We start from the raw sequence: 15,577 nt of genomic DNA, 5'->3' as shown, positions 1-15,577 counted from the left end.
CTATGATATTCGACTCAACGCTTCCTTACCGGTCATTCCTACTTCCCAGCCAAAAGATTTTGATGCATCCGTTATTTTTTCAAGAGGGGCATGTAATAAATCATCAATTGTTCGAACCCCTATTGCCCGGCCAGCAATAACCTTACGTGCTGCCAACTTTTCATTTAAAAGATCTACGTCGAGCGCACCGCACATGATATAACCAATATCATTCGAGATCATGAGCAAATTTGTTTTCGGAAGTTCGACTGTTATTGCATTAAAAAACATACCGTCAATTTCTAAAGGATTTACAGTAATCATTCATGTATTGCCTCCTTTTCTCCATCACCATATATGTGTATGCAGAATAAGGCCGTTTGCTACAGTTGTTTAAGCAGTTCCATATTCTCTCTTTAAGGTAACAGCTAACAAATCTCTCAGAAACTCAGGTAAAAAATATGTCTTACTTTCAGACTTAGCTACCTCAGGAAGAAGTCTTCCAAACGTAAAGGTATCCGCTGTTGCAACATGATATAATTTATCTGGATCAATCGCAATTTCGTTTGTTGTGACTTCTTTGACATGTTCTTGTCCGTCTTCTCCAATTTCTGTTTCAACTTCTAAACCGGAATAGATCATTCTGCCAAGAACTTCTCCGCGAAATCCAAATCCTTTTAGCTTTAATTCCATAAACTCCTTTGTGAAGGAAGCGCGAATAACCTCGATCAGTTCATCACCTTTTAATGTCACAACACAAGGGTTAATAGGATGTGGACAAATACGGTGTATGTCTTTAAGCGTTACATCTCCAGCTTCAAAACGGTCAAGCAAGACACCAGCATTTAACATGGCAAAATCAGCATTTGTCCAATCTCTTAATGTATCTGTAAGTTTTTCCATTACAGGAGTATCCTTGAACCAACTCACATCAACTGTTTCTTTTAGTGAAACAACTTTTTCTTGCAGAACCTTGTCAGACTGTACCATCAAGTCATTCAATTTTTCTTCTGTTTGTAAATCTTTAGCCCTGTGGGTAATATCAATCGCATGCGCTTCTTTTTTCACCAGTTTTTTTAAATCATGGTCCCATGTCAATGCCACTTCACCAACAAATGCACAATGCTTTCCTGCAGCAGTAATGATCGTATCATTAACCGTTTCTTCGGTGCGCAATAAATGGTGGGTATGACCGCCAATTATGACGTCAATATCGTTATACCTGCGAGCAATTTCCTGATCTTCATTTATACCTAAATGAGACAACAGTACAATAACGTCTGTTTGTTTTGCAAGCTCGTCCACATAGGAATCCAGCACGTCAAATGGTGAAGCGATGTGCCAGCCCAGTAGCTCATAGAATGCATTAAACGGTGCTGTTAAACCTAATACACCTATTCTCACACCATTTATCGAACGAATCGTTATACTTGGATGAACCCATGGTGGGTTTTCTTCTATTAGGTTTTTGAAGTTAGCACAAACAACGTTAAAATTAGCATCATCGTATAGATGATAAAGATCATCGTGATCGAGCGTAATTCCTTCGTTATTCCCAAAAGTTACCACATCGTACTCTAAATCGTTCATCAGCTGGACGTTGGCTTTCCCCATAAATGCCTCAGCAATTGGGTGGACCCTATCTACATGATCCCCTATATCAACCAGCCAGCAAGATTGATTCTCTGCTTTCCGACTAGCTTTTGCTTCCTTTAAATATCCAGCAACTTTTGACCATTGTTCAAAGTTACTATGTAAATCATTTGTATAATAAAAAAACAGCTTTTCCTCCATGTTAATAACCCCTTACATTAATCCATCAATAATTAAACGTATTCCAATTATGATTAATAAAATTCGTAAGATCCATTCCAGTGCCTGTCCTTTTAATTTTTGGTTTATTTTTGCACCGAACGTTCCACCTAACCACGCACCTGGTATGAACCATATCGCATATTCCCAAGCAACATGACCTAGCATAATATGTGTTCCTGCACCAAGTAAACTTGTGAAAAAAATCATAAACATGGACGTTGCAATTGCGATATGAGCAGGAAAACCAAATAGTAGAATCATCATCGGTACCATTATCGATCCGCCACCAATACCAAATAAACCGGACAACGTTCCAACGATCAAAGCAATGGGAAACGCTAACCAAAAAGAGACCGTATACTGATACGTTTTGCCATCAAATTGGAATGAACGAACGTTCTTGCCCTGGATTGCTTTTCCTTCAGATGGTAATTTCCGTTTTACTAAAAATAATAGTGAAAGAAGGATCATCAGCAAACCGAAATACAGCGTGAATTTCTCTGCATTAATAAATTGATTTAACCATGAACCCAAGACACCACCAGGTATTCCACCAGTTAAAAAAATCAGACCAGTTCTATAATCAACTCGCCCTTTTCGAAAGTACGAAATCGTTGAAGAAAGCGCAGTAAAAACCATGACGACCAGCGATATGCCAACAATCGTGTGCGGGGTTGCCCATTCAAATCCACCAAAATACTGTTGCAATATCAACAAACTTGGAACCAAAATCACACCGCCACCAAGGCCAACCAAGCTCCCTAGCATTGCGGTTAATAAACCAATTAACAAGCAAATAAGATATACCATCTGAATTAAATCCCTTCCGTCTTCGCGAACATTTAGTACTACCTATTTTAGCACGCATGAAAGGGCATTTCTAATTATTGGGTGTGGGAATCACTTTTCTTTACATGAGGTGGGTCAGCTTGTGGTTTAGCGTGTATTTTGGGCTGGGTGGATTGTATTTTACATGTTACCGATTGTATTGTGGGGGAAGTGGATTGTATTTCACTAGTAACAGATTGTATTCTTGCAATTTCGTTTTGGAGCACAAAAAAGCCTTAGTATAAAATTATACTAAGGCTTTTCCTGATTTTCTTTATCCGATAGAACCTTCCATCTCAAACTTGATAAGACGGTTCATCTCCACTGCATATTCCATTGGAAGTTCTTTTGTGAATGGCTCGATGAAGCCCATTACGATCATTTCCGTAGCTTCCTGTTCGCTGATTCCTCTACTCATCAAGTAGAACAATTGCTCTTCAGAAACCTTGGAAACTTTTGCTTCGTGCTCAAGTGAAATATTTTCGTTATTCACTTCGTTGTATGGGATAGTATCTGAAGTAGATTCATTATCCATAATCAACGTGTCACATTCGATATTCGAACGTGCGCCGTCTGCTTTTTTACCAAAGTGTACGATTCCGCGATACGTTACTTTACCACCTTGTTTTGAAATGGATTTCGAAACAATGGTTGATGACGTATTTGGTGCTAAGTGATGCATTTTAGCTCCAGCATCCTGGTGCTGTCCACGTCCAGCGATAGCAATTGACAATGTCATACCACGTGCGCCTTCCCCTTTTAAGATGACAGCAGGATATTTCATCGTTAATTTGGAACCAATGTTACCATCGACCCATTCCATCGTTGCATTCGCATCACATGTTGCACGTTTTGTAACAAGATTATAAACGTTGTTTGCCCAGTTTTGAATCGTTGTATAGCGGCAGTAAGCATCTTTTTTAACAAAGATCTCTACTACTGCACTATGCAATGAATTCGTTGTATAAACTGGTGCAGTACAACCTTCTACATAATGTACGGATGCACCTTCGTCAACAATGATTAGCGTACGCTCAAATTGTCCCATGTTTTCCGAATTAATTCGGAAATAGGCTTGCAACGGTGTGGTTGTCTGCACGCCTTTTGGAACATAAATGAATGAACCGCCTGACCATACTGCCGAGTTCAAAGCAGAAAACTTGTTATCGGTATAAGGAATTACTTTTCCGAAATACTCTCTGAATAAGTCTTCATTTTCTTTTAACGCAGTATCTGTATCTTTAAAAACAATTCCTAAGTCAGATAGATCTTTTTTCAAGCTGTGGTAAACAACTTCAGATTCGTATTGTGCAGAAACACCAGCCAAGTATTTTTGCTCAGCCTCAGGTATTCCTAGCTTATCAAAAGTCTCTTTGATTTCTTCTGGTACTTCATCCCATGTTTTTCCTTGACGTTCTGATGGCTTAACATAGTAGATAATTTCATCAAAATTCAATTCAGAAAGATCTCCACCCCATTGTGGCATAGGGGTATTGTAGAAATACTCTAATGCTTTTAAACGATAGTCGAGCATCCATTGAGGTTCATCTTTGATTTTCGAAATTTCTTTAACAACGTTAGGCGTTAATCCTTTTTCTGTACGAAAGATTGAGACGTCTTTATCATGAAATCCATATTTATACTCTTCGATTTCAGGCGCTTTTTTCGCCATGTAAAAAACCTCCTTTAGGTGTTTGAAACTGTTGCATATAATGGCTACTTGTCGTCATCTACACCTTTTTCCATTGCTTTCCAGGCTAAAGTGGCACACTTAATACGCGCTGGAAACTTTGTTACTCCTTGCAGTGCCTCTATGTCATCCAGATCAAATTCTTCTGTATCAATATCTTCACCAAGCATCATTGCGGAAAACAGTTCAGACATTTTCAATGCTTGATTAACTTCTTTCCCTTTGACAGCCTGTGTCATCATGGAAGCTGATGACATGCTAATGGAACAGCCTTCACCGTCGAATTTCGCGTCTGTGACAATTCCGTCTTCAATTTTCAATTGCAATTGAATACGATCTCCACAAGTTGGGTTATTCATTTCAACTGTTAATGCGTCACCTTCGACAAAACCACGGTTCCTTGGGTGCTTATAATGATCCATAATTACTTGTCTATATAGTGTATCGAGGTTATTAAAAGACATCACCAAAATACTCCTTTGTTTTAACAAGTCCTTCTACCAACTTGTCAATATCTTCTTCGTTGTTATATACATAAAAGCTTGCACGTGCTGTCGCTGTAACTTCAAGCCAGCGCATCAATGGTTGTGCACAATGATGGCCTGCACGTACTGCTATTCCTTCTGAATCAAGTGCTGTAGCTGTATCATGCGGATGCACATCGTCTAAGTTGAACGTTACTAGTCCTGCACGTTCTTCCGGACCATAAATGGTTATTCCATTAATCGTACGAAGTTGTTCCAGTGCATATTTAGCTAACGAATGTTCATGTTCGATGATGTTATCCATGCCGACATCATTCAGAAAATCTATTGCAGCACCTAAACCAATAGCACCTGCAATAATCGGTGTTCCACCTTCGAATTTCCAAGGCAGTTCTTTCCACGTGGAATCCTGCAGTTGAACAAAATCAATCATTTCTCCACCAAATTCAACTGGTTCCATGTTTTCTAAAAGCTCACGTTTGCCATACAAGACACCAATTCCTGTTGGTCCACCCATTTTGTGTCCAGAAAATGCATAGAAATCACAATCCAAATCCTGTACATCAACAGCCATATGTGGCGCACCCTGTGCACCATCTATCAGCATTACCGCTCCATGCTGATGAGCAATTGCAGCAATTTCTTTAATTGGATTAATAGTACCGAGTACATTGGAAACATGCATAACGGAAACTATTTTTGTATTACTTGTAATTGTATCACGTACATCATCAAGTGCAATAGTGCCATCTTTCTGAAGTGGTATATATTTCAATGTCGCACCGGTAGCCTTTGCCGCCTGCTGCCAGGGGATTATATTACTATGGTGTTCCATTGGTGTTATGACTATTTCATCGCCTTGTTTAAGGTTTTGACGTGCATAACTTGTTGCTACTGTGTTAATTGAAGTAGTTGTACCACGTGTAAAGATTACTTCAGCAGTACTGGAAGCATTAATGAAACGGCGAACCTTCTCACGAGCTCCTTCATACTTTTCAGTAGCACGTGTACCTAGCGTGTGTACGCCACGGTGCACATTAGAGTTATCCTGGCGATAATACGTGTCGATCGCTTCAATAACTGGTAATGGCTTTTGGGTTGTTGCAGATGAGTCCAGATAAACTAAAGGATGCCCATTTACTTCCTGGTTAAGGATAGGAAACATTTGCCTGATGGCATTTACATCCATTAGTATACCTTCCTTTCAATAACTTGCGTCAATTGATTCTTAACTGATTCAATTGGCAGCTGATTAACAACTGGTGCTAAGAAACCATGAATGATTAACCGTTCAGCTTCTTTCTGTGTAATACCACGACTCATCAAGTAGTAGAGTTGTACAGGATCCACGTTACCTACTGAAGCTGCGTGCCCTGCAGTAACATCATCTTCATCGATTAGCAGAATAGGATTAGCGTCTCCGCGTGATTTCTCACTTAACATTAATACACGGGATTCCTGCTCAGCGTTCGACTTCGATGCACCATGTTCAATTTTACCAATTCCGTTAAAAATAGCTGTCGCACTATCCTTCATTACTCCATGCTGCAGGATATATCCTTCTGATGCTTTACCAAAATGGACAATTTTTGCAGTGAAGTTCTGGATTTGTTTTCCTCGACCAACCGTTACTGTTTTAGCATTGGATACTGAATTATCGCCAACTAAATGTGTAATGTTTTCCGATACAGTGTTACCATCGTTCATTTGGCCTAATGCCCAGTCAATTTTCGCGTCACGGTAAGCAACTCCACGACGGTTAACATATGTGGTTGTACCTGCTGCAAAGTTATCAACTGCTCCAAATGAAATTCGTGCATTATTATGGGCAACTACTTCTGTAACAATATTTGCTACAGTTTTCTGCTCGTGATTCGTTGAAATGTAATTTTCGACATACGTTACGGAACTATTATCATCCGCTACAACTAATACATGGTTAAACATGGCAACCTCAGGATCTTCCTGCCAAAAAACAGTTTGCAATGGTACATCCAGTTCAACATTTTTTGGTACATAAACGAAGATACCGCCATTCATTAGTGCTGCATGTAAAGCTGTTAAGCGGTGCTCGTCAACAGATACCGCATCTTTCATGTAGTAGCGTTTCACCAAATCTTCATGCTCGGTTAAAGCAGTGAAAATATCTGTGAAAATAACGCCTTTTTCCTTCAGTTCAGCATCGAGTGATGCATATGCAACCGAATGATTACGCTGAATGATTAGATTTGCCGAATCATTACCCTTATCGATGATATCTTTAATTTCTTCTGGCAAATTCTCAAGTGATGAAATTTCTTCACCTTGTGCAGAATGTTTAAATTCACTAAAATTCCATTTACCAATTTTAGTCTTATCTGGCCTCGGCATCGAAAGCGTATCAGCTTGATCAAGTGCATGAAGGCGTAACGATTTCATCCATTCTGGTTCGTTTCTATCTTTTGAGAATTGACTAATATATTCTTGATCATATGGTAGCTTAGTTTCTACTGTCATATTACCCCTCCTAACTTCTACGCTTTTTGGCCAACCGTTTCGTCTTCTATACCTAATTCTTCTTTAATCCACTCGTAACCTTCTGCTTCTAAACGTTTAGCAAGCTCAGGTCCACCTGATTTAACGACACGTCCCTGCATCATTACGTGTACCTGATCCGGTGTAATGTAATTTAACAGACGTTGATAATGCGTAATAATTAGGCAGCCAAAGTTTTCACTTCTCAGCTTATTAATTCCTTTTGATACTACTTTTAATGCATCAATATCAAGGCCAGAATCTATTTCGTCTAAAATTGCAATTTCTGGTTTAATCATCATTAATTGAAGGATTTCGTTACGTTTCTTTTCTCCTCCAGAAAATCCAGTGTTCAAGTAACGTTGTGCCATGTTCTTATCAATTTCAAGATAGTCAAGTGCACTATCCATCTCTTTGATGAATTTCATTAATGAAATCTCGTCACCTTCTTCTCGACGAGCGTTAACGGACGAACGCAAGAAGTCAGAAGTTGTTACACCACTAATCTCACTCGGATATTGCATACCTAAGAAAAGTCCAGCACGAGCACGTTCATCTACTTCCATTTCTAAAACATCTTCACCATCTAAATGGATCGTTCCTTGTGTAATTTCGTACTTTGGATGCCCCATGATTGCAGATGCAAGCGTTGACTTTCCTGTACCATTTGGCCCCATTACTGCGTGGAATTCTCCACCTTTTATCGTAAGGTTTACCCCTCGTAATATCTCACTATCTTCAATCGATACATGAAGATTTTTTATTTCTAGTGTTGATCCTGCCATTTCGATACCTCCAGTTACTATTTATATGCTATTTATCAAATGGACAGTTTGTATCCATTCTCAATTTATTCTCATTACAATCTTAAAGCATTTCGAATTTATTATCAACTCTTTTAAACCAAGCGGTTCGATGGTTTAAAGGTAACAGAAAAATCCGAGTTTCTTCTATTAAAATAAATAAAAGAAAAAAAGCTGATAATGTGAATTTTATCACATCATCAACTTAATTTTAAATCTATTTTTATTTGTGCAAGTGACTGTCTAATTCAGCTGTAATATTTTTGCATTTTTCATATTCATCCTGGCGTCTCTTTTCGACGGCAATTTGATTTTCTAACTTTCTTCCGTACTCTGCATAACCCATATTATGCGATTGATGCATAGCCTTCTCCATCTCTGGAGTGTAATTCATTCGTATACCACTATAAATAGTGAATCATCCTTTCGACTTGATTACTTACTAAGAGTATCACATATATATTACCCGCACAAAACGCAAATAAACGTGATATTACGAAATGAATTGAGTATTCCTCCAGAAACGGAACATAACGAACTAATCGTTTTTATTTTAACTAATTACATCCATTTACTAAATAATGCTCCGTTTTTAAATTGTACTATTTCTTTCCATCAACGGGGACAACTGCTCCATCAAATTCTTCCAGGATATAATTCTGAATTTCTTCTGTATGCAATACGTCAACTAACGTGTTTAAAGCTTTATTATCTTTATTTTCTTTTTTAACTGCAATAACATTAACATAAGGAGAATCTTCTCCCTCTAAAATTAGTGCATCTTCTAATGGATTTAAATCCACACCAATTGCATAATTTGTATTAATTGCTACCAGTGCCTTTTCTTCAGATTTGTACATATCAGGTAAAAGTGCTGCATCGATATCAGCAGAAAACTGAAGGTCTTTTGGATTTTTAACAATGTCATCGACAGTTGCCTCTACATTCTTTACATCATCGGAGAGTTTTATCAACCCCGCGTTTTCCAATAGAGTTAAGACTCGTCCGTGATCTGCAACAGAACGACTCATAATTACTTCTGTACCTTCTGGAATCTTCTCTACACTTTCGATTGTTTTAGAGTAAATGCCAATTGGTTCAATATGAATGCCACCAATATGTGTAAAATTATATCCAAGCTCTTCTTTTTGATTTTGTAAATATGGAATGTGCTGGAAGTAGTTCGCGTCCAGATCACCAGAAGCTAAGTCCTGGTTAGGTAAAACATAGTCCTGATATTCTTCAATATTTAACGTAATACCTTTTTCCTCAAGAATTGGTTTTGCCTGCTCTAAAATTTGCGCGTGTGGAACACTTGAAGCACCCACTGTAATTTCTGAATCATCTCCACTGCCTTTTTCTTCGTTACCGCCACATGCTGCTAATGTTAGTAATACTAATATGGATAGAAGCGCTAGTGTTTTTTTCAATTTAATCTCCCCTTATCTTTTATCTAATTTGTTGGAAATAAAGTCTCCAATGAACTGAAATATAAAAACAATGATTACGATTAATATGGTACAAAACAGTACAACATCGAAATCATGTCGTTGGAACCCATAAAAATACGCATAATTCCCTAGTCCGCCTGCGCCAATTACGCCTGCCATTGCAGTGTAGCCGATTAGTGCGATTGCAGTAACCGTTAGACCGGAAATTAAAGCTGGCATAGACTCTGGAAGCAGAACTCTGAAGATAATTGTTCGAGTTTTGGCCCCCATCGATTTCGCTGCTTCCACAACACCTTTGTCTACCTCTTTTAATGCAATTTCCACCAGCCTGCCGTAGAACGGTGCAGCACCGATAATTAAAGCTGGCAATGCCGCGTTTGGTCCACGAATCGTGCCAATCAGGAAATCGGTAAATGGAAATAAAAGTAAAATTAAAATAATGAATGGAATAGCTCTGAAGATATTTACTACAGACGCTACAATCGTGTTTAAAAATTTATTTTGCCAAATGCCATCTTTTGTTGTGAGGTATAAAAGTAAGCCTAAAATAATACCTAGTATAAACGTCCCGACGAGCGATAAAATCGTCATATAAAATGTTTCATAGGTCGCAACCCAAAAATCCTGAAAGTCCAAATTCGGGAATAAATTATTTAACATCGCGAACCACCTCCACTTCTACTGAGGTTTCATTTTTTACAAATTGAACTGCGTTGGCAAGCTCAGGTTTTTCGCCACTTAACTGTACAAATATCGTACCGTAAGCCCCTCGTTGTGTTTGCGTAATCTTACCCTGCAATATATTAATGTCAATTGAATACGTTTTTGCTAACTGACTAATCAGTGCCTGGTTTGTAGTCTCTCCAATAAAATGAAGTCTTACAATTTTTCCTGTTGTATAGCTTTCAATGAGTTGCTGTACACTTTCATTTTCATCGTTTGTACCCATTACTTGTTCAACAAATTTCTTTGTAACCTGCTGCTTCGGTCGGAGGAAGATGTCCAGAACATCACCTTGCTCAACTATTTTTCCACTTTCCATCACAGCAACCTGATTACATATTTTTCGAATAACGTGCATCTCGTGTGTGATCAATATAATGGTTAATCCTAACTTTTCGTTGATATCCATTAACAAATCAAGGATGGAATTTGTAGTTTCCGGATCCAGAGCAGACGTTGCTTCGTCACATAACAGTACTTTCGGATTGTTTGCCAACGCTCTCGCGATACCAACTCGCTGTTTCTGTCCTCCACTCAACTGCGATGGATACGCGTCTTCTCTACCCGAAAGCCCTACTAAACCAATAAGTTCGTTTACCCGATCTTCTCGCTCATTCTTTGGAATACCAGCAATTTCCAATGGAAAAGCGATGTTATCTTTTACCGTTCTTGACCACAAGAGGTTAAAGTGCTGAAATATCATTCCGATTTCTTGTCTAGCCAGACGTAATTGCTTCGTATTTAGCGAAGTTATCTCCTGCTGGTCGATAACAATTCGTCCATCTGTCGGCTCCTCCAGTCGGTTTAATAAACGGACAAAGGTACTTTTACCGGCTCCGCTGTACCCGATAACACCATATATTTCCCCTTCTTTTATGGTTAACGATAAGTCATCTACTGCGTGAATTTCCGACTTTTTCGTTTTATATTGCTTCCGTAAATTTTCAATCGTAATCATAAAAATACCTCCTTCTGTACACCATCGTTCTTATAAACGCAAAAACGCCTTTCTGTAAGAGAACAGAAAGACGTAATAATGTAAGTCTCACGTTCTCTCATCTTTCAAAGCTATTGCTTTGCAGGAGTTAGCACCTTTCAAACAACAAGTTGTTTGAAGGTTGCCGCGGTTTCATAGGGCCAGCCCCTCCACCGCTCTAGATAAGAGAGTTACTATTTAATTGGTGTAAAAATGTCTAAATCAAATCCTATCACCTGATAGGTGACCTGTCAACAAATTTATGCAAACAGCGCTGGTTTATACTTCATCAAATAGGTATATATGTTTGGAATCGACTGAAACGCATATACCTTCTCCTTGATCTGTCCACCTTCTTTGATAAGGAGACAAGGAACACTTTCTACTTGAATTTCCTGCATGAACTGCGGATGTAACGATGCATTCATTTCCAGAAAAATATCCTCTTTGTGGACCGACTCAATTTTATTTAACATCGTTTTCGCCAAGTGGCAGGTGCCGCAAAAAGGGGTGAAAATATATAAAAAATAATGATCCTCTTTTAAACGTTCATTTGTTATTGTTTGCATTCTTATCACCTTATTATGAAATACTGTTTATAAAAAAAGCGGATTAACATTTATCCGCTTACTCACCAGTGCGTTGGCCAGAACCGACTCTGGTGTCGTTGCCACTTCACGGAATTCACCACTCACATAGATATGAACTGCATGGGGAAGTTCACGTGACAGCTGCTTTCTTAACTTCATGCCCGCACTGTCTTCGTCCGTCAATATAAAAACATCTTTATTATCTAAATCATATTTGTCCAAAAGCTCATCAAAACGGGCAACCCCAAGTGTACCATTAGTACAAATAATAGTTACAGGATCCGTAATAATTTTTTCGATTTGTTTCTTATCTGTTAACCCTTCAACAATAATAACTTTGTCAGATTCAGGTGTAATCATGACATATCACTCCTCATATTATCAAGAAAAACACTTCTTTCCTGTATCATATGATATAACTAAGGCTGACTTTACACCCTTTTAAAAAAGAGGTAAGCCAGCCATTAGCGAATAAATTAGTCTTCCTTAATTTCTTCCTCATATTTCTCAGCAGAAAGTAATTCATCAAGCTCAGATTCATCTGAAAGTTCAACAACTACCATCCAAGCTTTTTCATATGGAGATTCATTAACGAATTCCGGATTATCTTCCAGTTCCTCATTAATTTCAATTACTTTTCCACTAACAGGAGCATAAAGTTCTGATACAGTTTTAACAGACTCAACGCTGCCAAAAGGTTCGTCAGCTTCAATTTCTTCTCCGACCTCCGGAAGTTCAACAAATACGATATCTCCTAATTCTGACTGTGCAAAATCAGTAATACCAATGCGTACTTTACCGTCTTCTTTTTTTACCCATTCGTGTTCTTCTGAATATAATAAGTCTTTAGGTAAGCTCATTTACAATCCCTCCGATAATTCTCTATTGATTTTTCCATGTATGATTAAAGATATCTTCTTTAAATCCAACTGTGACACGTTCCCCATCTGTCAGGATTGGGCGCTTAATCAGCATTCCGTCAGATGATAAAATAGTTGCCATTTCTTCATTTGACGCATCTGCTATTTTATCTTTGATATTTTTTTCACGGTAACTTTTCCCGCTTGTATTAAAAAATTTCTTAGCAGGAAGTTCGCTTTTTGTTATCAAATCTAAAATTTCCTGTTGCGAAGGTGTGTTTTCCACAATATGTATACTAGTATAATCGATATCATTACTATCTAGCCATTTTTTCGCATTCTTACATGTACCACAATTAGGATACCAGTAAAATCTCAAAGCCACAAGCATTCCTCCTTATTTCAATTTTATCATGATTTTGGTGCATTTCATAAGAATTTTTATCATATTTTTTTGGTGGATAGAATTTGGTGGGGTGGGATTGTATTTTGGCTGGGTTGGACTGTATTTCGGATGGAGCCGCTTGTATTTTACGGAGAACGGCCGGTATTCTAGATTGGGTGGACTGTATTTGGCGTGTTGGCTTGTATTATGGCTGGGTCGGACTGTATTTCAGCTGGAACCGCTTGTATTTTGCCCAGAACGGCCGGTATTCCAACTCAGGCGGACTGTATTTGGCGTGCCGACTTCCATTATGGCTGGATCGGACTGTATTTCAGCTGGGAGCGCTTGTATTTTGCTGAGAACGGCCGGTATTCCACATCAGGCGGACTGTATTTGGCGTGTTGACTTGTATTATGGCTGGGCCAGACTGTATTTCAGCTGAACCCGCTTGTATTTTGCTGAGAACGGCTGGTATTCCACATCAGGCGGACTGTATTTTGCCCGCCGACTATATATCCAACTTGGAACGGACGGTATTCTACCCAAATCCGCTTGTATTCCGCTCAGATCGGCCGTTAACCTGCCCAATCCGGACTGTATACCCTAGCCAAATCAACCCGCACCCACCAAAAAAAGCTGCAATCACATGATTGCAGCCTTTCAAGTCCAATATTTACACGATATAACGCTCTGCTGCGATAATTCCCGCTGCGATTTCGCGTTTTTTAGCAATTACATTAATTGGTGTGTGGCGCGTTAGCTTCCGTAAAGATGATAGCATCATGCGCAGGTTGTCACCTGATTCGATGGCAATTAATGTTTCTTTTGCATCTGCCTCAACACGGTTGAAGGCTTCCTGTACGTAAACTTGTGTGTATAGCAGCTTTTGTTTATTTTTTTCTTCACCAGATTTGTTGATTGCTTTATCTGTACGAAGGATTGCTGCTTCCATATTATATACTTCAGCAGTCATGTCAGCGAGATTTACTAGGATCTCCTGTTCATTCTCAAGCTTCTTCATATACGTCTGGGCAGCTAGACCAGCACCTAGCAGCACCATTTTCTTAGCATTTCTTAATAAATATTTCTCCTGCGCTAATGTTTCTGTGCCAACTTCTTCTGGCATCATCATCATTAATTCTTCCTGTAAACTTTGCGCTTTTTGAAGTAATGGTAATTCACCCTTCATTGCTTTTTTCAACAAAGTACCAGGTACGATCAGGCGATTAATTTCATTTGTACCTTCAAAAATACGGTTAATCCGGGAATCGCGATACATGCGTGCTACTTCGTATTCTTCCATAAATCCATATCCTCCATGAAGCTGAACCGCTTCATCGACAACATAGTCAAGACATTCTGTTGCAGTATATTTATTCATGGAACATTCGATTTGGTATTCTGCGATAGCTCGTGCTACTTCACGGCCGTCTTTTAACTGTTCATCATTAAGGGCACCCATGCGTTGTTCAAATAAACCTACTGTCCGATAAACTGCACTTTCATTTGCATATGTTCGTGCAGCCATCGTAGCTAATTTCTCCTGCGTTAGGCTAAAGCTTGAAATAGGCGTGTTGAACTGTTTGCGTTCCTTCACGTATTTCGTCGCAACTTCAATCGCTCGTTTCGAACCACCTACGCCACCAATTGCCAGTTTGTAGCGTCCAACATTTAAAATGTTAAATGCGATAACATGGCCGCGCCCTTTTTCGCCAAGCAGGTTTTCGACTGGAACTTCTGCATCCTGCAGCACCAACGTACGTGTGGATGAGCTCTTAATTCCCATTTTCTTTTCTTCAGGGCCAGTTGAAACACCAGGAAATTCACGTTCTACAATAAATGCCGTAAAGTGTTCGCCATCAATTTTCGCATAAACAATAAACACATCAGCGAACGCTGAGTTTGTAATCCATTGTTTTTCTCCATTCAAAATATAATGTGTTCCAGCTTCATTTAACTTTGCTGTGGTTTTTGCGCCTAATGCATCTGATCCTGATGACGGCTCAGTTAATGCATATGCTGCTAATAACTCACCAGTTGCAAGCTTTGGCAAATACTTTTCCTTTTGCTCGTCATTTCCAAAAAATACGATTGGAAGTGACCCGATTCCCACGTGTGCTCCGTGTGTTACAGAGAATCCACCGGCACGGGAAAACTTTTCAGTAATTAAAGAAGAACTGATTTTATCCAACGCTAAACCGCCATATTCTTCCGGAACATCCGCACCTAACAAACCAAGTTCGCCAGCTTTCTTCAACAAATCCACGGAGTGTTCAAATTCATGGTTCTCCAGATTTTCTACTTTCGGTAAAACCTCACCAATTACGAAGTCCTCAGTTGTTTTGGCGATCATTTTATGTTCGTCAGTAAAATCCTCAGGCGTAATCACATCTTCAGCAGTTAAATCTTCAACCAGGAATGCGCCACCTTTAAATATTCTTTCTTTTGTTTCGCTCATCTTTAACGTCCCCTTTATAA

17 protein-coding genes and 1 riboswitch are annotated in these 15,577 nt (G+C 39.0%); all 17 genes read right to left on the bottom strand.

Features of this window, described 5'->3' with window-relative positions:
* The 17 genes from VBD025_RS08490 to VBD025_RS08410 all read right to left on the bottom strand — a co-directional run bounded on the left by VBD025_RS08490 (nucleotide 1) and on the right by VBD025_RS08410 (nucleotide 15,557).
* Nucleotides 1-303 carry a YunC family protein gene (locus tag VBD025_RS08490; protein WP_430784447.1) on the bottom strand — a complete coding sequence of 101 codons (303 nt, stop codon included), beginning with the start codon at nucleotides 301-303 and terminating at the stop codon, nucleotides 1-3.
* Nucleotides 304-372: 69 nt separating this feature from the next.
* The gene (locus VBD025_RS08485; RefSeq protein ID WP_430784444.1) at nucleotides 373-1,773 is read right to left on the bottom strand and encodes a bifunctional metallophosphatase/5'-nucleotidase; all 1,401 of its coding nucleotides are present in this window, start codon (nucleotides 1,771-1,773) and stop codon (nucleotides 373-375) included.
* Between the two features lie 12 nt (nucleotides 1,774-1,785).
* Nucleotides 1,786-2,604: a sulfite exporter TauE/SafE family protein gene (locus tag VBD025_RS08480; protein ID WP_430784442.1), complete on the bottom strand. Its 819-nt coding sequence runs from the start codon at nucleotides 2,602-2,604 to the stop codon at nucleotides 1,786-1,788.
* 292 nt (nucleotides 2,605-2,896) lie between these two features.
* A complete protein-coding gene (gene sufB, locus VBD025_RS08475) occupies nucleotides 2,897-4,294 on the bottom strand; it encodes a Fe-S cluster assembly protein SufB (RefSeq protein WP_430784440.1) in 1,398 nt (465 codons plus the stop codon).
* 44 nt (nucleotides 4,295-4,338) lie between these two features.
* Complete coding sequence (gene sufU / locus VBD025_RS08470; protein ID WP_430784438.1) at nucleotides 4,339-4,776, bottom strand: Fe-S cluster assembly sulfur transfer protein SufU; 438 nt, start codon at nucleotides 4,774-4,776, stop codon at nucleotides 4,339-4,341.
* Nucleotides 4,766-5,986: a cysteine desulfurase gene (locus tag VBD025_RS08465; protein WP_430791190.1), complete on the bottom strand. Its 1,221-nt coding sequence runs from the start codon at nucleotides 5,984-5,986 to the stop codon at nucleotides 4,766-4,768. Before VBD025_RS08465 ends, sufU begins: the two co-directional genes overlap by 11 nt.
* Nucleotides 5,986-7,293 carry a Fe-S cluster assembly protein SufD gene (sufD, locus tag VBD025_RS08460; RefSeq protein ID WP_430791188.1) on the bottom strand — a complete coding sequence of 436 codons (1,308 nt, stop codon included), beginning with the start codon at nucleotides 7,291-7,293 and terminating at the stop codon, nucleotides 5,986-5,988. The genes VBD025_RS08465 and sufD overlap by 1 nt, the downstream gene beginning before the upstream one ends.
* A gap of 17 nt (nucleotides 7,294-7,310) precedes the next feature.
* A complete protein-coding gene (gene sufC / locus VBD025_RS08455) occupies nucleotides 7,311-8,096 on the bottom strand; it encodes a Fe-S cluster assembly ATPase SufC (RefSeq protein ID WP_430791186.1) in 786 nt (261 codons plus the stop codon).
* 241 nt (nucleotides 8,097-8,337) lie between these two features.
* On the bottom strand, nucleotides 8,338-8,508 hold the full coding sequence (locus tag VBD025_RS08450) for a hypothetical protein (RefSeq protein WP_430791184.1): 171 nt from the start codon (nucleotides 8,506-8,508) through the stop codon (nucleotides 8,338-8,340).
* 208 nt (nucleotides 8,509-8,716) lie between these two features.
* The gene (locus VBD025_RS08445) at nucleotides 8,717-9,544 is read right to left on the bottom strand and encodes a MetQ/NlpA family ABC transporter substrate-binding protein (RefSeq protein ID WP_430791182.1); all 828 of its coding nucleotides are present in this window, start codon (nucleotides 9,542-9,544) and stop codon (nucleotides 8,717-8,719) included.
* Between the two features lie 12 nt (nucleotides 9,545-9,556).
* Nucleotides 9,557-10,225, bottom strand: a complete 669-nt coding sequence (locus VBD025_RS08440) for a methionine ABC transporter permease (protein WP_430791180.1) — start codon at nucleotides 10,223-10,225, stop codon at nucleotides 9,557-9,559.
* Nucleotides 10,215-11,246: a methionine ABC transporter ATP-binding protein gene (locus VBD025_RS08435; RefSeq protein ID WP_430791178.1), complete on the bottom strand. Its 1,032-nt coding sequence runs from the start codon at nucleotides 11,244-11,246 to the stop codon at nucleotides 10,215-10,217. The genes VBD025_RS08440 and VBD025_RS08435 overlap by 11 nt, the downstream gene beginning before the upstream one ends.
* A 94-nt stretch (nucleotides 11,247-11,340) precedes the next feature.
* Nucleotides 11,341-11,453, bottom strand: a riboswitch (SAM riboswitch).
* 71 nt (nucleotides 11,454-11,524) lie between these two features.
* Nucleotides 11,525-11,833, bottom strand: coding sequence for a thioredoxin family protein (locus tag VBD025_RS08430; RefSeq protein ID WP_430791176.1), 309 nt, complete (start codon nucleotides 11,831-11,833; stop codon nucleotides 11,525-11,527).
* Nucleotides 11,834-11,860: 27 nt separating this feature from the next.
* Nucleotides 11,861-12,214 (bottom strand): toprim domain-containing protein, encoded by a 354-nt coding sequence (locus VBD025_RS08425; RefSeq protein WP_430791174.1) that lies wholly within the window; start codon nucleotides 12,212-12,214, stop codon nucleotides 11,861-11,863.
* Between the two features lie 116 nt (nucleotides 12,215-12,330).
* Nucleotides 12,331-12,714, bottom strand: a complete 384-nt coding sequence (gene gcvH, locus VBD025_RS08420) for a glycine cleavage system protein GcvH (protein WP_430791172.1) — start codon at nucleotides 12,712-12,714, stop codon at nucleotides 12,331-12,333.
* A gap of 22 nt (nucleotides 12,715-12,736) precedes the next feature.
* A complete protein-coding gene (locus VBD025_RS08415) occupies nucleotides 12,737-13,099 on the bottom strand; it encodes an arsenate reductase family protein (protein ID WP_430791171.1) in 363 nt (120 codons plus the stop codon).
* 673 nt (nucleotides 13,100-13,772) lie between these two features.
* Nucleotides 13,773-15,557 carry an acyl-CoA dehydrogenase family protein gene (locus tag VBD025_RS08410; RefSeq protein WP_430791169.1) on the bottom strand — a complete coding sequence of 595 codons (1,785 nt, stop codon included), beginning with the start codon at nucleotides 15,555-15,557 and terminating at the stop codon, nucleotides 13,773-13,775.
* Nucleotides 15,558-15,577 lie beyond the last annotated feature (20 nt).

Source organism: Virgibacillus flavescens (assembly GCF_050574275.1).
In the GTDB taxonomy this organism is placed as follows: domain Bacteria; phylum Bacillota; class Bacilli; order Bacillales; family Amphibacillaceae; genus Virgibacillus_F; species Virgibacillus_F flavescens.
The sequence above is the reverse complement of the archived record's forward strand: the minus strand, read 5'-3'. Positions and strand labels throughout refer to the sequence as shown.